The sequence below is a fragment of the Corynebacterium kalinowskii genome (assembly GCF_009734385.1).
GTDB lineage: Bacteria > Actinomycetota > Actinomycetes > Mycobacteriales > Mycobacteriaceae > Corynebacterium > Corynebacterium kalinowskii.
The window spans coordinates 2,423,574-2,442,991 of record NZ_CP046452.1; the positions used below are offsets into that span (position 1 = coordinate 2,423,574).

20 protein-coding genes are annotated in these 19,418 nt (G+C 57.1%); 13 read left to right on the forward strand and 7 right to left on the reverse strand.

The genetic code is table 11. From position 1 onward, the window contains the following. Window positions 1-3: 3 nt before the first annotated feature. A complete protein-coding gene (locus CKALI_RS11725; protein WP_156193520.1) occupies window positions 4-927 on the reverse strand; it encodes a DNA glycosylase AlkZ-like family protein in 924 nt (307 codons plus the stop codon). A 60-nt stretch (window positions 928-987) separates the two neighbouring features. On the opposite strand from CKALI_RS11725, the gene CKALI_RS11730 reads away from it, so the two are divergent. Next, entirely contained in the window at window positions 988-1,665 is a 678-nt protein-coding gene (locus CKALI_RS11730; RefSeq protein WP_156193521.1) for an 8-oxoguanine DNA glycosylase OGG fold protein, read from the forward strand. A gap of 76 nt (window positions 1,666-1,741) precedes the next feature. Here CKALI_RS11730 and CKALI_RS11735 read toward each other — a convergent pair whose 3' ends face one another. The 5 genes from CKALI_RS11735 to CKALI_RS11755 all read right to left on the reverse strand — a co-directional run bounded on the left by CKALI_RS11735 (window position 1,742) and on the right by CKALI_RS11755 (window position 7,499). After that, window positions 1,742-3,235: a DUF1846 domain-containing protein gene (locus CKALI_RS11735; RefSeq protein WP_156193801.1), complete on the reverse strand. Its 1,494-nt coding sequence runs from the start codon at window positions 3,233-3,235 to the stop codon at window positions 1,742-1,744. A 90-nt stretch (window positions 3,236-3,325) separates the two neighbouring features. Next, on the reverse strand, window positions 3,326-3,796 hold the full coding sequence (locus tag CKALI_RS11740) for a hypothetical protein (protein ID WP_156193522.1): 471 nt from the start codon (window positions 3,794-3,796) through the stop codon (window positions 3,326-3,328). A gap of 190 nt (window positions 3,797-3,986) precedes the next feature. Then, on the reverse strand, window positions 3,987-5,312 hold the full coding sequence (locus tag CKALI_RS11745) for an MFS transporter (RefSeq protein WP_156193523.1): 1,326 nt from the start codon (window positions 5,310-5,312) through the stop codon (window positions 3,987-3,989). 88 nt (window positions 5,313-5,400) lie between these two features. Next, window positions 5,401-6,714, reverse strand: a complete 1,314-nt coding sequence (paaK, locus tag CKALI_RS11750; protein ID WP_156193524.1) for a phenylacetate--CoA ligase PaaK — start codon at window positions 6,712-6,714, stop codon at window positions 5,401-5,403. 200 nt (window positions 6,715-6,914) lie between these two features. Continuing rightward, window positions 6,915-7,499, reverse strand: coding sequence for a TetR/AcrR family transcriptional regulator (locus CKALI_RS11755; protein ID WP_156193525.1), 585 nt, complete (start codon window positions 7,497-7,499; stop codon window positions 6,915-6,917). A 92-nt stretch (window positions 7,500-7,591) separates the two neighbouring features. Here CKALI_RS11755 and CKALI_RS11760 point away from each other — a divergent pair, with 92 nt between their 5' ends. From CKALI_RS11760 to CKALI_RS11805, 10 genes are all read left to right on the forward strand, one after another. Then, window positions 7,592-8,038 (forward strand): hotdog fold thioesterase, encoded by a 447-nt coding sequence (locus CKALI_RS11760; RefSeq protein WP_156193526.1) that lies wholly within the window; start codon window positions 7,592-7,594, stop codon window positions 8,036-8,038. Window positions 8,039-8,175: 137 nt separating this feature from the next. Then, window positions 8,176-9,117 carry a 1,2-phenylacetyl-CoA epoxidase subunit PaaA gene (paaA, locus tag CKALI_RS11765; RefSeq protein ID WP_156193527.1) on the forward strand — a complete coding sequence of 314 codons (942 nt, stop codon included), beginning with the start codon at window positions 8,176-8,178 and terminating at the stop codon, window positions 9,115-9,117. A 10-nt stretch (window positions 9,118-9,127) separates the two neighbouring features. After that, complete coding sequence (gene paaB / locus CKALI_RS11770; RefSeq protein ID WP_156193528.1) at window positions 9,128-9,415, forward strand: 1,2-phenylacetyl-CoA epoxidase subunit PaaB; 288 nt, start codon at window positions 9,128-9,130, stop codon at window positions 9,413-9,415. Further along, a complete protein-coding gene (gene paaC, locus CKALI_RS11775) occupies window positions 9,412-10,239 on the forward strand; it encodes a 1,2-phenylacetyl-CoA epoxidase subunit PaaC (RefSeq protein WP_197079709.1) in 828 nt (275 codons plus the stop codon). Before paaB ends, paaC begins: the two co-directional genes overlap by 4 nt. Before the next feature lie 16 nt (window positions 10,240-10,255). Then, window positions 10,256-10,765: a 1,2-phenylacetyl-CoA epoxidase subunit PaaD gene (paaD, locus tag CKALI_RS11780; RefSeq protein WP_156193529.1), complete on the forward strand. Its 510-nt coding sequence runs from the start codon at window positions 10,256-10,258 to the stop codon at window positions 10,763-10,765. Continuing rightward, a complete protein-coding gene (paaE, locus tag CKALI_RS11785) occupies window positions 10,765-11,901 on the forward strand; it encodes a 1,2-phenylacetyl-CoA epoxidase subunit PaaE (protein WP_156193530.1) in 1,137 nt (378 codons plus the stop codon). Before paaD ends, paaE begins: the two co-directional genes overlap by 1 nt. A gap of 14 nt (window positions 11,902-11,915) precedes the next feature. Beyond that, window positions 11,916-12,686 carry an enoyl-CoA hydratase/isomerase family protein gene (locus CKALI_RS11790; RefSeq protein WP_156193531.1) on the forward strand — a complete coding sequence of 257 codons (771 nt, stop codon included), beginning with the start codon at window positions 11,916-11,918 and terminating at the stop codon, window positions 12,684-12,686. A gap of 2 nt (window positions 12,687-12,688) precedes the next feature. Continuing rightward, window positions 12,689-13,885 (forward strand): thiolase family protein, encoded by a 1,197-nt coding sequence (locus CKALI_RS11795; protein WP_156193532.1) that lies wholly within the window; start codon window positions 12,689-12,691, stop codon window positions 13,883-13,885. Further along, the gene (locus tag CKALI_RS11800) at window positions 13,886-14,614 is read left to right on the forward strand and encodes an enoyl-CoA hydratase/isomerase family protein (protein ID WP_156193533.1); all 729 of its coding nucleotides are present in this window, start codon (window positions 13,886-13,888) and stop codon (window positions 14,612-14,614) included. Next, the gene (locus tag CKALI_RS11805; RefSeq protein ID WP_156193534.1) at window positions 14,611-15,444 is read left to right on the forward strand and encodes a 3-hydroxyacyl-CoA dehydrogenase family protein; all 834 of its coding nucleotides are present in this window, start codon (window positions 14,611-14,613) and stop codon (window positions 15,442-15,444) included. Before CKALI_RS11800 ends, CKALI_RS11805 begins: the two co-directional genes overlap by 4 nt. Before the next feature lie 517 nt (window positions 15,445-15,961). Here CKALI_RS11805 and CKALI_RS11810 read toward each other — a convergent pair. Then, window positions 15,962-16,414: a PaaI family thioesterase gene (locus CKALI_RS11810; protein WP_156193535.1), complete on the reverse strand. Its 453-nt coding sequence runs from the start codon at window positions 16,412-16,414 to the stop codon at window positions 15,962-15,964. A 78-nt stretch (window positions 16,415-16,492) separates the two neighbouring features. Between CKALI_RS11810 and paaZ the strand changes: the two genes are divergently transcribed. Both paaZ and CKALI_RS11820 read left to right on the forward strand, forming a co-directional pair. Further along, complete coding sequence (gene paaZ / locus CKALI_RS11815) at window positions 16,493-18,490, forward strand: phenylacetic acid degradation bifunctional protein PaaZ (protein WP_156193536.1); 1,998 nt, start codon at window positions 16,493-16,495, stop codon at window positions 18,488-18,490. Between the two features lie 277 nt (window positions 18,491-18,767). Further along, window positions 18,768-19,418, forward strand: coding sequence for a DUF4230 domain-containing protein (locus CKALI_RS11820; RefSeq protein WP_156193537.1), 651 nt, complete (start codon window positions 18,768-18,770; stop codon window positions 19,416-19,418).

A 19,418-nucleotide genomic window follows, 5' to 3' on the forward strand; every position in this document is an offset into this window, starting at 1 on the left:
ATTCTAGGATGCCGGCAACCCTGTCACGATTCCCTCAGTTACTACAAACGGTCGGCATATCCCATTCCTCGTGGGCCCCACAATAGGAACTAATTCTGCAGGACACACATCCGAGCGATCCTTGTATCCCAACAGATACTCATCAAAGGCTGGCAGCGACAGCGTCAAGGCGAGGGCTTCTTCAAAATTGGACCAGTCTTCTTGGAATGCTCCCATGAGGTAGCCGTCCATCTCGATCACGTCCCGCGCCAATACAGCTGCCTTCTTCGCATCCCGCACGGTCAGCCCGCTCCACCACGCAAGATCCTGCACCGTCGCGGGGCCGCGGGAATGGAAATATCGAGTACCGAGCTCTGCCAACGCTGCGTCCCCCTCCAGCTCCAGGGACTGCACCGTCAACGCGCTCACCAGCATGAACACATCTTCATTTCCCCGGCGCGCACCCTGCACCACCGTGCCGTCACTGCCAAAGGAGCGCAACAAGTGTTGCCCTCGATACTCCTCCGGCGAAACCCCCGCAGCAGCAAACAACGCGTATGCCTCGGTCCGGGACACTGGCCCGTCCGAGAGCGCTTCATGAAATGCGCCTCGAGCCGTGGCAACGTCCTGCTCCGTGAGACCGAGCGAGGGACGCCGTTTAGCGGCGGCTACCTCCGGGCGCGGGGCGCACAGCCGCATCATCCACTGCGCGTCCTCCGCAGCCAGAAAGTGGTGGGTGCCGCGCTGCGACCAGGTGCGCACGATGCTCAACGACGCCGGATTCGGCGCCTCCGCAGCGCGCGCTGCGAGTCCCGCCAGGCCCGAATTGTAGAGCTGCCCCTGCGTTGCGAGCATCCAATGAGCCGCATCCACCGCGGTGCCACACTGTTGACCTGGGGCAAGGCGTTGTGCGATGAGTCGGCGGGCTCGCAGCTCGGGGAGGTCCATACGTATAGTTTAGGTCACGAGCGTCTCTACAAAGGGCCACGCTGAGAACGGAGTATCCCAATGACTTTCAATGCCGAATTAGGTCTCGCAATCTGTCGGCGTCGACTCGCCGCTATGGGTGGGGTGCACCCGAATGAGACCTGCGCCCAGGAAGTTTCCAATCACTCAATCTACTTTTATCCGCGGCACTGGGCTGAGCGGTGGCCAGCTAAATTCACTTCGCTACCGATTTTGCAGCAAAAGGAGAAAGTCACCGTCTCACGTTCTCAACTTTTCAAGCTAGGTCAAGAGCTCAACCGAAACCTTGATTTGGACGAAGCAATTCTGGAGTTCTACGTCAACGTGTGTGGTTGGGGAAGCGGTTATAGGGGTCTCATCTCCGCTCGCACGATGCGTCCGATCACCAATAAGCCAGAATGCTTCGTTCCAAAATTGCGCGCCGCGTTCGAGGTTCTGAACGACGATCCCGTCGAGGCCTATCGACGTCTCAACAGCGACCCTGGAAAGATCAAGTACTTGGGCCCCGCTTTCTTCACCAAGCTTCTCTACTTTGCGGACCCCCACAAGAAGGCACTGATTCTGGATGCCAGGGTCGCCAAGTCACTCGGCAGCAAGAAAACAGCAGGTTGGAGCACCAAGCAGTACCAGGAGTACTTGGAAGTCATCGATCAGATTCGACAAGAGATCGATCCCGATCTCCGCGCCGACTGCATCGAGTACCTGCTGTTTCAGGGCTAGCAGTGCCGAATCTCCTTATCTAACTGGGCAGATTTAGCCCATAACCACCCAATCGGATTAGGAAATTCGACAGAGACTACTTCTTGTACACGCCCTTCTTCGCGAACTTCGGCTCGGACGTCACCAGCACACCCAGGTTGCGGAAGATTCCTTCATCCACGGAGCCCAGGATCGTGGTGGTGTGAATGTCGCAGCCGCGAAGGTTCTGCAGCTGCTCCAGCGCTAGCCGCGCGTTGTCATCGCTCGATGCCGATACCGACAGTGCGATGAGCACCTCGTCGGTGTGCAGGCGCGGGTTGCGCGAACCGAGGTGCTTAGTTTTGAGGACCTGGATCGGCTCAATCGACGCAGGCGAGAGCAGGTGCAGGTCAGGGTCGATTCCCGCCAGCTCCTTCAGCGCATTGAGCACTACGGCAGCCGAGCAGCCAAGCAACGGGGACGTCTTGCCGGTGACGATGCGGCCGTCGTGAAGCTCGAGCGCGGCAGCAGGCGCCTGCGTCGACTCAGCTAGCTCGAGTGCAGGCGTGACGACGGCCCGTTCTGTCGCCTCGATCCCCAGGCGGCCCATCAGCATTGCTACGCGATCCGACCCCATCGGATCCAGCTCCGCGCGGGCCTCGCTGACGAGTTCCTTGTAGTAGCGGCGAATGATTTCTTGGCGGCCGGCCTCGCGACACACGGCATCGTCGGAGATGCAGTGGCCGACCATATTGACGCCCATGTCGGTCGGAGACTGGTACGGGGAGGAGCCGGCGATCTTCTCCAGCAACACCTTGAGCAGCGGGAACACCTCGACGTCGCGGTTGTAGTTGACGGTCGTTTCGCCGTAGGCGGAGAGGTGGAAGGGGTCGATGACGTTCTTATCATCAAGGTCGACCGTGGCGGCCTCGTAGGCTTCATTCACCGGATGGTCGAGTGGGATGTTCCAAATCGGGAAAGTCTCAAACTTGGCGTAACCAGTCTGAATGCCACGCTGGTGCTCGTGGTACATCTGCGACAAGCAGGTCGCGAGCTTGCCGGAACCAGGGCCCGGCGCGGTGACAACCACCAGGTCACGAGTGGTGTCCGAGTATTCATTGCGACCCAACCCTTCCTCGGACACCACAAGCTTGGTGTTGGAAGGATAACCCGGGATCGTGAAGTGAATGGCCACCTTCAGGCCTAGACGCTCCAGGCGGTCCTTGAACAGGGCAGCCTCGGAATTGTCATTCTCCATCTGCGTCATCACGACGTGCTCGACCAGGAAGCCGCGCTCGCGGAACGCGTCGACCAGGCGAAGAACATCCTCTTCGTACGTGATGCCGAGGTCGGCGCGCACCTTATGGCGCTGCAGGTCCTTAGCACTGACACAGACGAGGATCTCCAGCTCGTCTTTAAGCTGGTCGAGCATCACGATCTTGTTGTCTGGCGTAAATCCCGGGAGGACACGCGAGGCGTGCATGTCGTCGAAAAGCTTGCCGCCCATTTCGAGGTAGAGCTTGCCGCCGATGCGGTCGCGACGCTCCTTGATGTGGTGCGACTGCATTTCGATGTATTTGTCGCGATCGAAACCGATCTTCTGTGCGCTCATGCGGCGTGCGTCCTTATTCATTGAAACCTTGAGGTACGCCCGTTGAGTCTATCAACCCATGCAATTTGGTGCGTCGAGATTTATTCACGGCTAGTAGTTGTTCGGATCGCACTTAGGCATTGTTAGCTCGTCGGGAGGATTGAGTCGCGCCAAAGTACCTGGCAGATAGCAACCCTGCGTCATACCGTGCTTCGTCTCACCATCAAACGGCACCTTTGCCCAACGGGAGCCATCCCACAGCACGCGAACAATCCAATCCGTTCGCGTTTTCCCCACCATAGCCCACATGCCATCACAGTAAGACACATTGTCCAACTCCTGAACCCCCAGGTCAGTCCGAATGGAGGCGATGTCGCACGGGCCAGACTGAAGCTTTGCTTGCGTCGCTTCTTGTGCGGTTTCTGCGGTCTTTGCAGGCTCGCTCATCGGGGTTTCTTGCACATACTCCGTCACGCGGATGACGGTGGTTGCTGGGGTCTGCGCCACGTCATCTGTGGGGGTTCCACAAGCGGAAACAGCACAGGCCACGGCAACAAGTGGGAGCAAAATATGGGCTTTCATAATCGAAATAGTATCCCTGTTAACGCAGGTGAGCAGGGTGTCGAAGCAGTCCTGATGCAGTGTAGGAGCTACTGTGGAAATTCAGTACGAAAAAGGTTGCGACCGTTTTTCAGCTCATTGTTCAAATTGAAAACTGGTCACAACCTTTTGCATGATTGTCTTCTGACATTCGCAGACTTGGGAACTATCTCTAGTGCAGGCTCTTACCCTCGATTTCCTTCGGCACCATTCGCACTGCGATCAAGGAAATCAGGGACATGATCGCGATGTAGATACCGATAGATATGGAGTCACCCGTCTTATCAAGCAGCATCTGTGCGATCATCGGCGCAAAAGCGCCACCTACGACGGAGCCGATTGCGTAAGCAATTGATACGCCGGAAAGTCGAATTTTTGCTGGGAACATTTCCGCATATAGGGCGGCCTGAGGACCGTAGGTAGAACCGAGCAGGATTCCCAGGATGACGCCAGCAAGAATGAACATCAGCAGGCTCTTGGTATCAATCATGATCCACATCGGAATCGCAAACACCAGCATTGCTAGGTAGCCAAATGTAAAAGTACGGATTTTGCCAATACGATCAGCGAGGGCGCCGCACACAAGGGTGCTGATAACCCAGGCCACGGAACTGAGAAGCGTGACCAACAATACATCGGACTTCGGCATTCCCAGTACCTTCGTACCGTATGCGGAGAAGAAGGCAATGGCCAGATATCCTGCCGAGTTCACACCCGCGAAGATGAGAGCTGCGACGATGACCTGCTTTGTGTGCTGCTTGAATAGAACGCCGAGCGGAGCTGAGGATTCTTTCTGCAGCTGCTGAAGCTCGGTGAATACGGGGGATTCCTCGACCATCTTGCGGATGTAGTAGCCAATGCCGATCATGAGCAGACTGGATACGAATGGGATTCGCCAGCCCCAAGAATCGAACTGCTCTTGAGTGGTGAACTTGGTTAGAACCAGCATGAACATCGTGGCTAAAAACATACCTGCTGGAACGCCCACCTGCGGGAAGGAGCCGAAATAGCTGCGACGGTTCACTGGTGCATGTTCGACTGCAAGCAAGGCCGCGCCGCCCCATTCGCCACCTGCGGAAAGTCCCTGGATGATTCGCAACAGCACGAGGAGTAACGGCGCAGCAATGCCGATGGCTGCATAGTTGGGCAGGAAGCCCATGAGCACGGTAGCGCCACCCATTCCGAACAATGTCAGGGTGAGCACGAGTTTTCGCCCGAAGCGATCGCCTAGGTGTCCAGCGATGATCGCACCGAGTGGTCGGAATAGGAAGCTGATTCCGACCGAAGCCCAGGACACAATTTGAGCAAGAGCAGGGCTGCTATTTGATGCAGGATTGAAGAACTGTGCGCCGAAGATAAGGGCTGCAGCCTGGGCATAAATGAAGAAATCGAACCACTCAATGGTGGTGCCCACCATTGACCCTGCGAGCACACGGCGGTGTTCTGCGGTCAGTGGGGTGTTCTGAGTTGCCGCTTGGGCGGAGGCTGTAGTTGTCATGGGTGGAACTTTCTCTTTTATGGGATAAGGAAAGTCGCCGGGGCATCACACCCTGTCATACCCCGGCGCGAAAGAAGGTCCGAGGGGTTTAGCCCTTTGGACGGTTGTCTACAAGACGCTTGGCCTTGCCTTCACCAGCGTTGACGGTCTCGAGGACATCAACATTGACGGTGATTCCGATTCGGTTCTTAATCTGCTTCTTCAGGTGAATTCCGGCAGCATCCTGTTCCTTTTGGGAACAATCTGGATTGCCTTCGACGGCGATGGTGAGGGTGTCCATGCGCCCCTTACGCTCGAGAATGCACTGGTACTTTGTTTTCAGTGCGGCTTCTTCCACGATTAGTTCCTCGAACTGTGACGGGAAGCAGTTCACGCCACGCAGAATGATCATGTCGTCGTTTCGCGCACTAATGCGCTCCAGGCGGCGCATCGACCGCGCGGTGCCCGGCAAAAGACGAGTGAGGTCGTGGGTGCGGTAGCGGATGACTGGGAAAGCTTCCTTGGTCAGTGGGGTAATGACCAGCTCACCAAGCTCACCATCCGGTACTGGTTGTAGCGTTTCCGGATCCACGATTTCTGGGTAGAAGTGGTCCTCCCAGATTGTCAGTCCGTCCTTGGTTTCTACGCATTCTTGTGCGACGCCCGGCCCCATGACCTCGGAAAGGCCATAGATGTCGGTGGCATCGATCCCCAGGTTTCGCTCGAGTTCACCGCGCATGCCTTCGGTCCATGGTTCCGCGCCGAAAATGCCGACGCGCAGCGAAGTGTCAGCCGGGTCCATGCCTTCTTGGCGCATGCGATCCACGACGTTGAGCATGTAGGAAGGGGTCGCCAGGATTGCATCCGGCTTGAAGTCACGGATGATTTGCACCTGGCGCTCCGTCATGCCGCCCGAGGTTGGGATGGCGGTGGCGCCTAGCTTCTCGACGCCATAGTGCGCGCCAAGACCACCCGTAAACAATCCATAGCCAAAGGCCACTTGTACTTTATCGCCTGGGCGCACACCGCCGGCACGTAAGGAACGCGCCACTAAATCCGCCCACGTCTCGATATCGTTGCGCGTGTACCCAACCACGGTTGGCAGGCCGGTGGTGCCGGAAGAGGCATGAATGCGAGCCAGTTGATGGTTACCTACGGCGAACATTCCGAACGGGTATTCAGCGCGCAAATCGTTCTTTTCGGTGAAAGGGAACTTCGCCAGATCGCTGAGCTCCTTAAAGTCATCCGGATGCACACCCAACTCATCAAAGACGCGCCGGTAGTGTGGCACATTGAAGTAGGCGTGCCGGAGCGTGTTTTTAGCGCGTGCGGTCTGCAGTGCGGTGATTTCATCCCGGGAGGCAAATTCGATTCCGGTTTCCGGACCGTGATGGGAGGAAGTGATGTCGAGTACGGAAGTCATTGAGCCCCCAGCTTTCAAGTATCGATGTGAGTAAGAATCCGCCACATAGGCAAGCATTACCGACCATTCGGTCAGTTGATGTGTGACTCACGATACACCGAATGACGTGATCTGCGCCACCCCTTTTGGGAAAAATTAAACAAGCCCTTCGCAAGCTGGCAGCGAAGAAACTTAACAACAGGGTGGCGAAATAGCCACTTTTACAGCTGCAATCCCTTGAAAACCATCACTTCAACAATGTTCGCAACTTGGTCCGAATCCAATCGCCCTCCTGGCACGTACCACTCCACCAAAGAGTTGATCATGCCAAAAAGCAGGCGACCGGCCACTGCAGAATCAACTTCTGAACGCAATGCCCCCTCACCCTGGGCCTCAGCTACCAGCGAGACCAGATAGTTCGTAAACTCTCGACGGCGAGCCAACGCCGCCAGCTCAACTTCGGAATTACCTCGCAACCGAATAAGCAAGGTGACATATTGCGCTTCGGCGCACAGCGCGGCAGTGGTACCACGCACCAAAATGTGCAGGCGTTCAATCGCCGACGCCTCAGACTCCTCACACTCCGCAACAACGGAATCCAACAATGTCAGCGCCTTATCGGTGGCCGACTTTAGCAAGTCCTCTTTTGAGGAAATGTGGTGATAGATGGCCGACTTACTCAAACCCAGCACTTTTGCTAGATCCCCCATGGAAGTGGCCTCATAGCCATGCGCATTGAATTCCTGAACTGCAATTCGCAGGATATCTTCCCTGTTGTAACCTGGCCGGCCTTGCTTTACGGTCATTTTCCCTCTTTTCGTTCCAGCAATCCTAACTTAACTGACCAATCGGACAGTATTTCAGTGACGCGGAACACATTTGTGGTTACAGTGGGCGCATGACTTACCAGATCCTATCCCCAAAAATCGCCACCGGCGATCAATTTGCCCATGTCCGCACCATGTTTAACAACGATCACGCTTCCAACGATTTGGGCTTGAAGATCACCCAGCTCTCCGACGGTCTATGCGCCGGAAGCATGGCAATCCAGGAACGCTTCTGCAACGGCCACGGCTCCATTCATGGCGGATACCTTTTCGCTTTTGCCGACTCCCTCTTTGCCGGCGCTTGCAACACCGATGGAGATGTCGCTGTCGCAACCCACAATTCGATTCACTACATCGCACCCGCCTTTACTGGCCAACAACTGGACGGCATAGCAAGGCGCAGCCACCAATGGGGCCGAAATGGATTTGTTGACGTAGAAGTCACCTGCGAAGGCAAACCAATCGCCTCATTCCGCGGAACTTTCAGAGTTCTGCCCGGAAAGCCCACCCGTCGCTAAGCTCACCAAATCTCATTTCCACAGTTCAACCCTTCCCCTTTCAGTCAATTTGAGACACAGGCCACAGAATTGATTGACATAGATCACACACCCTCATATACTGACCGAACGATCAGTAATTAATTGAAGGAGGGCCCATGACCCCTGAAGAACACTTTGATCAACTCATCGCGGAGGATTCCCGCGTTGAGCCCACGGACTGGATGCCCGAGGGATACCGCAAGACCTTGACTCGTCAGATCAGCCAGCATGCACACTCTGAGATCATTGGCATGCAGCCCGAAGCCAACTGGATCACGCGCGCACCGAGCCTCAAGCGCAAGGCAATCCTCATGGCAAAGGTTCAGGATGAAGCTGGCCACGGCCTTTACCTGTACTCCGCAGCGGAAACTCTCGGTACCAGCCGCGATGAGATGGTAGATCAGCTCCTCGAGGGTAAGGCCAAGTACTCTTCCATCTTCAATTACCCCGCTCGCACCTGGGCAGATGTCGGAGCGATTGGCTGGCTCGTCGACGGCGCCGCTATCTGCAACCAGGTCCCGCTCTGCCGCTGCTCCTACGGCCCGTACGGCCGAGCAATGGTTCGCGTTTGTAAGGAAGAGTCCTTTCACCAGCGCCAAGGCTGGGAAATTCTATACGAACTTGCCAACGGCACCCCAGCACAAAAGCAAATGGCCCAGGAAGCAATCAACCGTTTCTATGGCCCGGCACTCCAGATGTTCGGCCCACCAGATGACGATTCACCGAACTCCCAGCAATCCATGGCATGGAACATCAAGCGCTTCTCTAACGACGAGCTGCGCCAGCGTTTCGTAGACATGATCGTCCCGCAAGCAGAGGCCCTTGGCCTGCATTTTGAAGACCCTGAACTGAAGTGGAACGAAGAGCGCGGCCACTACGACTTCGGTGCCCTCGACTGGGATGAATTCTTCGGAGTCATCAAGGGCGACGGCCCGTGCAACGAGCAGCGTGCCCAACGCCGTCGTCAAGCCTTCGAAGAGGGCGCTTGGGTGCGGGAGGCGGCAGCTGCATACGCCGAGAAGTACGAATCCGAAAACCCATCCGAACTTATCGCCTAAGGAGCTAACAATGACCGAAAAGAATTGGCCAATGTGGGAAGTCTTCGTCCGCAGCTCCCGTGGTCTATCCCACGTCCATGCTGGATCTTTGCACGCACCAGATTCCGCAATGGCACTGCGCAACGCCCGTGACTTGTATACCCGCCGTAATGAAGGAACCTCGGTGTGGGTTGTCCCGGCAGATGCAATCACCGCATCCGACCCGGACTCCAAGGGTGGCTTCTTTGAGTCCGCCCAGGGCAAGAGCTACCGCCACGCCACCTACTACACCAAGTCTGAAGGGGTGAAGCACCTGTGAGCATCACGACGACCGACTCCGCAACGAAGCAGTCCATGGGTGAAGCTATCACCGCCGAAGACATTCAAAATTCTGGGGTTAAGGCATCGGAAAAGGTAGCAGAATACGCCCTGACCCTTGGCGATGACACCCTGATCTTGGCTCAACGCCTCGGCTGGTGGGTGTCCCGTGCGCCAGAGATGGAAGAAGACATTGCCCTGGCAAATATCGGGCTTGACCTACTTGGCCACGCACGCTTCCTCCTTTCCTATGCAGGTACTGCGTGGGGAAAGACCGAGGATGACCTCGCATATTTCCGGGATGAAGAAGAGTTCCGCTCCTGCCACCTGGTGGAGCAGGAAAACGGCGACTTTGCCCACACCATCGCCCGCCAACTGTTGTTCTCCTACTATGCGCACGGCCTCTACACCGCACTGCTGGAGTCCCAGGATGAAACCCTGCAGGCGATCGCGGCAAAAGCGATCAAGGAAGTGGACTACCACGTCGACCACGCTTCGCAGTGGGTGCTGCGCCTAGGGCTGGGTACCGAGGAATCCAAGCATCGTATGCAAGAGGGCTTGAACCACATGTGGCCGTACCTCGCGGAGCTTTTTGAAGACCTTCCGATCCACCAGGAATTGTCCGGCATTGCAGTACTGCCATCGACGTTGAAAGCGCAATTCGACGAACGCATCGCCTGGATCCTCGACAAGGCTCAGCTAGAAACCCCAACCACCAAGCAGGCTCGATCTGGTCAGCGCACCGGCAAGTTCTCCGAGCAGCGGGGCTTTATCCTCGCCGAGATGCAGGTGCTCGCGCGTCAGCATCCCGGCGCAACCTGGTAGATCAAGGAAGGCCGCCATGCACGAGCTCAGACCGCAATCAGCGCGGGAAGCATCACTGTGGGATGCCGCCGCGACTGTTCCAGATCCAGAGATTCCCGTCATTTCCATTGCCGATCTAGGCATCCTACGCGGGGCGCGTTTCGACGGCGAACAACCCGTCATCACCATTACCCCCACATACTCAGGATGCCCGGCCATGGAAACGATCTCCACGGACGTGAAGAAAGCTGTCGTGGCGGCGGGCTTTAGCAGCCCCGTGATCGATCTCGTACTCACTCCAGCGTGGACCACGGACTGGATCACTGAAGCGGGAAAGAAGGCGTTGGAAGACTACGGCATTGCTCCGCCACAGCGTCGTGAAACCGCAAGCGGCCCGATTCCCATTTCGCTCTCAGCGCCAGTGAAGTGCCCACGATGCGGGTCGCGCAACACCAAAGAACTCAGCCATTTCGGTTCCACGTCATGCAAGGCGCTGTACAGCTGCCGGGACTGCCAGGAACCATTCGACTACTTTAAGGTGCACTAATGAAACAGAAGGTGTCTTTCAACCCACTACGGGTTAGCGAAATCCGTCGCCTCACCGCCGACGCCGTCGAGGTGTCCTTCGAGGTCCCCGCTGAACTTGCTGAGGATTACAACTACGTCCCAGGTCAGTACGTAGCGCTCCGCAAGGAGATCGACGGACAAGAAGTGCGACGATCCTATTCCATTTGTGATGTCCCGCGTCACCTTCCGACGGGTGCATCCATCATCCGGGTGGGCATCAAGAAAAACCTAGGCGGCGTATTTTCCACCTGGGCCAACGATGAACTTGAAATCGGCGAGACCGTAGATGTGATGAACCCGCAAGGTGCATTTACCTCCCGAACTCACGTCACCTTCCTGAACAACCCTGATGAAGCGGGCGAAGGCAAGAAGCACCTTGTGGCATTCGCAGCCGGGTCAGGAATCACGCCGATCATGGCAATTGCACAGGCGTTTATGGACGCAGCCGACGATCATACATTCGAGCTGGTCTACGCCAATAAGGGTGCAGGCGATGTCATGTTCGCTGAGGAGATCGGTGACCTCAAAGATAAGTACCCTTCTCGCTTCGCAGTGCACCACATTCTCTCCCGCGAGAACCGCGTGAATCCGCTTTTCACCGGCCGTATTGATGCCGACCGGCTCGAACAGTTGCTGGATAATGTACTCGACCAAGACGCCGACGAGTGGTTCCTCTGCGGTCCGTTCGAGCTGGTACAGCTGTGCCGCGATACCCTTTCCCAGCGTGGGATCCCTGAGGATCGGATCCGCTTCGAGCTCTTTTCCACCGGCAAGCCTGGAGATGCGCCAGCAGGCCAGCAAGGCCGCGCAGTTGAGATTAAGGAAGGCGAGGACGTCTACAAGATCACCTTCACCCTTGATGGACTCTCCGGCGAAGTCGAATCGCCAGTTTCTGCCAACGAAACTGTCCTGAATGCAGCGCTCCGCAAACGTTCCGATGTCCCTTTTGCCTGCGCCGGTGGTGTCTGTGGCACCTGTCGCGCTCGCGTCGTGGAGGGCGAATACGAGATGGACGAAAACTACGCTCTTGAGCCCGATGAGGTGGAGCGTGGCTACGTGCTGACTTGCCAGACCCGACCTAAGTCTCCATGCCTGACCGTGGATTTTGATTCCTAAGGAGCTGCTTTTTCATGATTGAGCTTGAGATTACAGACGGCATCGCTGAAGTCGTATTGAATAACCCGAAAGCAATGAACTCGCTTTCAGAAGAAGCATTGACTCAGTTGTCAGATGCCTACACTGCGGCAGCTGCCGCCAACGTAAGAGCGCTCGTACTCCGCGGGGAAGGTCGAGGCTTTTGTGCAGGGCGTAACATCGCCGGCCTAGACCCCCGCGACGATGATGCCCATGACTACCTTGCGCATAAAGTAACGCCGGTTTTGAAGCAGATGTCTGAGTTTCCGGCCCCCACTTTCGCAGCTGTTCAAGGCGCATGCTTGGGTGTGGGCCTGGGACTCGCGATCGCCACAGACATCGTCTACGTCGCCGAAGATGCCAAAATTGGCTCGCCATTTGCCAACCTAGGCGCCACCCTCGATTCCGGGGGTCATGCGCTCTTCGTCGAACGTCTCGGTGCCCACCGCGCAATGGACTTGATCGTGACCGGTGAACTGATGAATGGCGCGGAGGCCGTTCAGGCAGGCTTGTTCTCCCGCGCGGTGGCCGCTGACGAGCTGCTCGAATTCACCAGGTCGCGCGCCGTGCGAGCAGCATCGGGCGCCACTCTTGCCTTCATGAAGTCCCGCGAGTTGGTGCATCAGATCCGCGACCAACGAGTTGGACTGTGGGACTCCCTCGAGGCCGAAAACGTGGCTCAAGGTCAATTGTGCAGCTCCGCTGACTACTTGGAGGGCTTTGCTGCCTTCCAGGAGAAGCGTCAACCGAACTTCAAGGGGGAATAGTCATGACCGCTTACCTTGTTTCTGGAACCCGTACTCCCGTAGGCCGCTATGGTGGTGCGCTCTCTAGCGTTCGCCCTGACGATATGGCTGCCCTTGTGGTGAAGAAGGTGGTCGAGGATGCCGGTCTCCCGCCCGAAGCTATTGATGAAGTGATCATGGGTAATGCCAACGGCGCTGGCGAGGAGAACCGGAACGTTGCCCGCATGGCGTGGCTGCTAGCAGGTTTCCCGGATACCGTCCCTGGCATTACCGTGAACCGTTTGTGCGCATCTGGCATGTCAGCTATTGCGCTGGCCACTGCCATGGTGGAATCAGGCCAGGCCGATGTAGTGGTCGCTGGCGGTGTTGAATCCATGTCCCGCGCGCCATGGGTGATGGAAAAGCCGGATAAAGCCTTTGCTAAGCCGGGAGAAACTTTTGATACCTCCATCGGTTGGCGCTTTGTCAACCCAGTGTTCGCTGCACAAGAGAAGATGACCTACTCCATGCCAGAGACGGCTGAGGAAGTCGCCCGCAGGTGCAACATTTCCCGTGAAGACGCGGACGCTTTCGCTGCCGAGTCTCAGTCTCGTGCAAGCGCTGCTATTGAGGCTGGCAAGTTCGAAGCCGAAATCACCCCGGTTCCAGTTAAAGACCGCAAGGGCAACGTCTCCGAGGTCACTGTCGATGAAGGTCCCCGTCCGGGCACTACCACCGAGGTGTTGGCGCAGCTCCGTCCAGTTGTTTCCGGTGGCAATGTGGTCACCGCTGGCAACTCGAGCTCGCTTAACGACGGTGCTTCTGCCATTCTTGTTGTCTCCGAAGCAGCAGTTTCCCGCTATGGGCTAAAGACGCGGGCTAAAGTTGTCGCCAATGCGGCGGTCGGTCTGGAGCCCGCTGTAATGGGCCTCGGGCCGATCCCAGCAACCCGGGCTGTGCTCGAACGCGCTGGCTGGGCAGTCCAAGATGTAGATGCCTTCGAAATCAATGAAGCCTTTGCCACCCAATCCTTAGCGACCATACGTGAGCTCGATTTGGACCCCGCTCGCGTGAACGCCTGGGGCGGTGCCATCGCGCTGGGACATCCGCTGGGTTCCTCTGGCTCCCGCATCACCCTGACGCTGTTGTCCCGGCTCGAGGATTCGGGTGCTCAGCGCGGCGTGGCGACCATGTGCGTTGGTGTTGGCCAAGGTACAGCTATCGCGATTGAGAGGGCATAGATGTCTGCTTTGACCATTGAATATCAGTCCGAACGAGTCATCGCGGCGATGACTCGGCCCGAGGTCCGCAACGCCATCGACGAAGAAATGGTGAACGAGTTTCACGCCCTATGCGGCGAGTTAGAGCGTGAACCACGCATCCTCATCATCACCGGTTCGGAGGGCATTTTCGCATCCGGCGCTGACATCGGACAGCTGCGTGAACGACGTCGCGACGATGCCTTGCGCGGAGTAAACTCCACCATTTTCCGCAGGTTAGCGCAACTACCGATGCCGGTAATTGCAGCCATTGACGGGTACGCGCTCGGCGGCGGAGCGGAACTTGCTCTTGCCGCTGATTTCCGCGTGGGCACCCCACGCATCAAAGTTGGTCAGCCCGAAACAGGCCTCGGCATCATGGCAGCAGCCGGCGCACTCTGGCGTCTGAAAGAAGTTGTGGGCGAGCCGATGGCGAAAGAGATCCTCTTCACCGGCCGCATTCTCACCGCAGACGAGGCTCTCGCCTGCGGTTTCGTCAGCTCCCTCGATGAAGACCCAGTGGCTGCAGCTCATGCCTTGGCCGATCGCATTGCCAAGCAGGATCCCCTTGCTGTACGGCTGTCCAAGCAGGTATTCGCCATGCCGACGTCCGCACATCCATATGTAGACAACATCGCCCAAGCCATTTGCTTTGAATCCGACGCAAAGTTCGACCGGATGCAGGCATTCTTAGATAGGAAGAAGAAATGACTCTTTCACGTGTAGGTGTTCTCGGTGGTGGCCGCATGGGAGCTGGCATCGCCCACGCTTTCCTCATGGCTGGCGCATCCGTCGTCGTGGTTGATATCAACCCGGATCCGGCACTCGAGCGGATCACCCGTGACGTAGAAAAGTCCATTGAGCGCGGTGCTACTGGCGCGGCTGCTGACTATCTTTCGCGACTGTCCTGCGTAACCTCGGCTTCTGCTTTCGAAGGCTGCGAACTCGTGGTCGAGGCAATCCCGGAGAACTTTGACATGAAAGTCTCCGCGTTCAAGGACATTGCGGAAGCTGCCCCTCATGCCGTGATCGCCTCCAACACTTCCTCTCTATCCATCTCCGATCTGGCGGTGACAACGCCACATCCGGAAAATGTCATCGGACTGCACTTCTTCAACCCGGTCCCCGCTTCGAAGCTGGTAGAGATCGTGGTAGCAGAAACAACGGCGCCGGCTCTGGTCGATAAGGCTCGTGGTTGGGTCTCCGACCTCGGCAAAACCCCAATTGTGGTGAAGGACTCCCCTGGCTTCGCCTCATCCCGTCTCGGCGTGGTCATTGCCTTGGAAGCGATCCGCATGGTGGAAGAAGGCGTGGCCTCAGCAGAGGACATCGATAATGCCATGGTGCTGGGCTATAAGTTCCCGGTCGGACCCCTTGCCCTCACCGACATCGTCGGATTGGATGTCCGCTTAGGTATCTCCGAGTATCTCGCTTCCACCTTGGGAGAACGCTTCGAGCCACCAGCGCTCATGCGGGAAATGGTTGCTCGCGGTGAACTAGGCCGGAAGAGTGGCAAGGGTTTCTACGAGTACTCAGATTAGAACATGATCATGCAGTGACCCGCCTTTGAATTCCAGTCTCGATAGTCGGAATGCTCGGGCGGGTCGCTTCTTTGTGCGGGGTTCCGGAGCCACATGCCAGTGCCAATTCTGCACAGCGCAGAAAGTACGCCACTCAGCAGAATCACTACAATCAGAATGCCAGTCGAAATTAACGTAATAGCGTTTTCGATCGAATTCTCACTCTCAAGCAGCATTAACGAAACTCTCAGACCGAGCGATCCGAGTATGTAGCCAAATGCTGCCAGAGATTCCAAGAAGCTAAAGCCACTCTTTGGCCGGACCTGGCCTAACCTTGCCTGCTACCCTGCAGCAAAGCATCTCAGAACACTTGTTGAACATCGCTATAAACTGCTCAAAATCCACAAACGAGGCAACGTGCGGACATTCAACAAAGACGACAAAAGGGCAAAATTCCGCCTCAGTTCAGTCAAGTGATTCAAGATTGAACTTCAAGAATCGAATGTCCAAACTTCGGCTCCTTACCCGTGAGCTGACGCTAAACCCGATCCACGATGGCGGCCTCCCGCGCTGCCTCCAGTGCCGCCGACAAATCCCCCAAAGGTTCAACGATGGCATTAGTGATGCGCACGGTGCAGAGCCGCTCTCCCGACTCCTCAGCGCTAATAACTACCTCATGCGAGGTCAAAGTTCGCCCCAGCTTGATCGGGGTCGCAACCGCTCGGACGAATCCAGAGCGCGCGCCCCGGTGGTGAGTAGCATTAATGTCCACACCAACGCACGCCTTACCCAAGGTGGAGGCATATTTGAGGGCAGCCCAGGAGCCGGCCATTTCCCCGAGGCAGGCCATCGCTCCCCCATGCAATGCACCCAGCGATTGACGATTGCGCTCGACAGGCATACGCACCTCAACCCGCTCGACCGACTCGGACACAACCTCAACCCCCATGCGAATGTCCAGCTCGCCGAGCGAAATGCTGATCGGTTCCATAATTTCTCCTCCAAATTTGTGATCTGCGTTATACTCTACTTCAATACCGACCGAACGTTCAGTAAACGGAGGAGAAACATGATCGTCCCTAGCTACTTGTCCGGCCACTGGGTTACCCCAGAAAACCCGAGCAAACTCACCGACGTCCAAGACGCCCGCACCGGCGAAGTCATCCATCAGGTCTCCACCGACGGTTTGGATATCGCCTCAGCCATCGACTATGCCCGCGAGACCGGCCAGAAAAACCTAGGCGAACTCACTATTCACGAGCGCGCACTCAAGCTCAAGGAGTTGGCGCTGTACCTCGGCGAGCACAAGGAAGAGCTGTACCGAATTTCCGACGCCACCGGCGCAACACAGCGTGACCACTACATCGACATTGACGGCGGCATCGGCACACTGTTCACCTTCTCGTCCAAGGGCCGTCGCGAACTGCCTAATTCCCACGTCATTGAGGACGGACCTTGGGAGCCATTGTCTAAGGACGGCTCCTTTATCGGAACACACATTTACACCCGTATCCCGGGTGTCGCCGTGCAGATTAACGCTTTCAACTTCCCGGTCTGGGGCATGCTCGAGAAGTTTGCCCCTGCATTCATCGCCGGCGTACCGACCCTGGTCAAGCCAGCAACCCCTACCGGTTATGTAGCCGAAGCCTGCGTGCGCCTCATGGTTGACTCCGGCATCCTCCCCGAAGGCTCGATCCAACTGATCTCCGGATCCGCCCGCACGTTGTTGGACCACCTGGACTACCGCGACCACGTCGCATTCACCGGCTCCGCCGCGACCGCCGCTACCCTGAAGAGCCACCAGAATGTTATCGAAGGTGGCGTGCGATTCACTTCCGAGGCCGACTCCCTCAACGCTGCAATCCTGGCTTCCGATGTCACCCCTGAGGATCCAGAGTTCGATGCCTACATCAAGGTCCTCTTCACGGAGATGACCGCAAAGGCAGGCCAGAAGTGCACCGCGGTCCGCCGCGCCATCGTCCCAGCCGAGCTTGTCGACGCCGTCGCCGACGCACTCGAAGCAAAGGTAAAAGACAAGGTCAAGCTAGGCGAAACCATGGGCCCATTGGCTTCCTTTGACCAACAAGAGGACGTGTCTGCGGCCGTCGCCAAGCTTGAGGCAGCTGGCGGAAACAAGCGCACGATCGGCGACGTTCCTGAGCAGGGTGCTTACGTCGCTCCGACGATCCTTACCTGGGACAAAGACGCTGACGAGGTCCACAACATCGAGGCCTTCGGACCCGTTGTCTCCATCCTTGGCTACCGCGATGACCAGGATGCGATCGAACTTGCCCAGCGTGGCAAGGGTTCCCTCGTAGCTACGGTCTGCACCCGGACGCTTGCAAGCGAATACGCCCAAGGTATCGCAGCCCACCACGGCCGCCTCCACTTCCTCGACCGCGACGACGCCAAGACAACCACCGGCCACGGCTCCCCTCTGCCGATGCTGATCCACGGTGGCCCAGGTCGCGCCGGCGGTGGCGAAGAGCTGGGCGGCATCCGCGGTGTCAAGCACTACATGCAGCGCACGGCTATTCAGGGCACCCCGAACCACGTCACTGCGGTGACCGGCGAGTGGCATCGTGGCGCCGATATTCAGCGGGCTACTCGCAAAGAAGGCGATCACCCATTCCGCAAGCCGTTGTCAGAATTGAAGCTGGGCGACCAGTTCGCTTCCGAACTGCGCAAGGTCACTCTGGAAGACATCCTCGAGTTTGCCGAGAAGACGGGTGACACCTTCTACGCCCACACCGACGAGGAAGCCGCGATGGCGAACCCGTTCTTCCCTCGTCGCGTGGCTCACGGCTACCTCCTCGTCTCTTGGGCGGCCGGACTGTTCGTCTCCCCAGAGCCTGGCCCAGTGTTGGCTAACTACGGTCTGGAAAACCTGCGTTTCATCACCCCGGTCACCTACGACGATTCCATCCGCGTCGAGCTCACCGCGAAGCGCATCACCCCACGCGTCACCGACGAGTACGGCGAGGTCGCCTGGGACACAGTGCTGTACAACCAGAACGATGAGATCGTCGCTACGTACGATGTTCTGACTCTGGTCGAGAAGAAGTAGGGGTTTGTGCTGCTTGCCGAAACCAGAGTTGGCAAGCAGCACCTGGAAGCGGTCATTCAAGAATGTTGAAGAACTCAGTGCTTTGCCACTGATGCAAGAATCCTAGGGTTTAGGCAAACTCCCGCAGCAGTCCATTGTCACGCTCCGGGTAGGTCAGAAGAGTTCCTCGATTCGTCGAAAAAATTTGACGAATTTCAGGCTCTGCGCTGCACGAAGTTGAGACTATATTTAGATCATCAATTTCCTACCTGCAGCCCATCCCTGAAGGACTCAATCAGTGCACAAGTTCGCAAAGTCGATCATCGCCATCCTGCTCACTCTCACGCTCATCGTCGGGGCATTCGCGTGGTTTGCCACGGACTTAATTAGCAAGCCGTTCCAGGATGTCACCCTCGTCGAGAAGGGCGATACTAACATCGACATCACAGCAGGAATCGGCGCGCACTTTGAGGAGATCGCCGAGCTTTCGGTCGAGGAATACCAATTCACCAACGTCGGAAAGTACGACGAGCAGGGCATCAAGGTGCTCAAGGTTGGGGTTCCGCTGACCGGCAAGTCGTTCCTCGCCACCTATGACGGCGTGATCAAGGCAGGTGTCGACGACATGAGCACCATCCAGGTCGAGCAGCAGGATGACGACCGGAAGATCGCTCTCTCGGTGCCAGAACCTGTGATTACCTCCGCGTATATCGACCCGGCCACGATCACGGTGTACGACCAGTCGATGAACCCGTTCAACCAGTTCAAAATCGAGGATATGAGTCAATTCCTGGCCATGGAAACCAAAAATGCCGAGGAATTGGCGATCAAGAAGGGCATCCTGGACCGCGCCAAGACCCGCACTGCCGAACTACTAACTACCCAGGTCAAGGCGGTGACTAACAACACCGACAAGGCAGACTACGAGGTCGTCATCAACTGGCGTTAG

Bases quoted from the DNA above. Each gene is read 5' to 3' on its own strand.
- CKALI_RS11745 (WP_156193523.1), bottom strand. From the start codon at position 5,312: ATGACAACTACAGCCTCCGCCCAAGCGGCAACTCAGAACACCCCACTG.
- CKALI_RS11725 (WP_156193520.1), bottom strand. From the start codon at position 927: ATGGACCTCCCCGAGCTGCGAGCCCGCCGACTCATCGCACAACGCCTT.
- CKALI_RS11795 (WP_156193532.1), top strand. From the start codon at position 12,689: ATGACCGCTTACCTTGTTTCTGGAACCCGTACTCCCGTAGGCCGCTAT.
- CKALI_RS11800 (WP_156193533.1), top strand. From the start codon at position 13,886: ATGTCTGCTTTGACCATTGAATATCAGTCCGAACGAGTCATCGCGGCG.
- CKALI_RS11755 (WP_156193525.1), bottom strand. From the start codon at position 7,499: ATGACCGTAAAGCAAGGCCGGCCAGGTTACAACAGGGAAGATATCCTG.
- CKALI_RS11790 (WP_156193531.1), top strand. From the start codon at position 11,916: ATGATTGAGCTTGAGATTACAGACGGCATCGCTGAAGTCGTATTGAAT.
- CKALI_RS11735 (WP_156193801.1), bottom strand. From the start codon at position 3,235: ATGAGCGCACAGAAGATCGGTTTCGATCGCGACAAATACATCGAAATG.
- CKALI_RS11760 (WP_156193526.1), top strand. From the start codon at position 7,592: ATGACTTACCAGATCCTATCCCCAAAAATCGCCACCGGCGATCAATTT.
- paaB (WP_156193528.1), top strand. From the start codon at position 9,128: ATGACCGAAAAGAATTGGCCAATGTGGGAAGTCTTCGTCCGCAGCTCC.
- CKALI_RS11805 (WP_156193534.1), top strand. From the start codon at position 14,611: ATGACTCTTTCACGTGTAGGTGTTCTCGGTGGTGGCCGCATGGGAGCT.
- paaK (WP_156193524.1), bottom strand. From the start codon at position 6,714: ATGACTTCCGTACTCGACATCACTTCCTCCCATCACGGTCCGGAAACC.
- paaE (WP_156193530.1), top strand. From the start codon at position 10,765: ATGAAACAGAAGGTGTCTTTCAACCCACTACGGGTTAGCGAAATCCGT.
- CKALI_RS11810 (WP_156193535.1), bottom strand. From the start codon at position 16,414: ATGGAACCGATCAGCATTTCGCTCGGCGAGCTGGACATTCGCATGGGG.
- CKALI_RS11730 (WP_156193521.1), top strand. From the start codon at position 988: ATGACTTTCAATGCCGAATTAGGTCTCGCAATCTGTCGGCGTCGACTC.
- paaZ (WP_156193536.1), top strand. From the start codon at position 16,493: ATGATCGTCCCTAGCTACTTGTCCGGCCACTGGGTTACCCCAGAAAAC.
- paaD (WP_156193529.1), top strand. From the start codon at position 10,256: ATGCACGAGCTCAGACCGCAATCAGCGCGGGAAGCATCACTGTGGGAT.
- paaA (WP_156193527.1), top strand. From the start codon at position 8,176: ATGACCCCTGAAGAACACTTTGATCAACTCATCGCGGAGGATTCCCGC.
- CKALI_RS11740 (WP_156193522.1), bottom strand. From the start codon at position 3,796: ATGAAAGCCCATATTTTGCTCCCACTTGTTGCCGTGGCCTGTGCTGTT.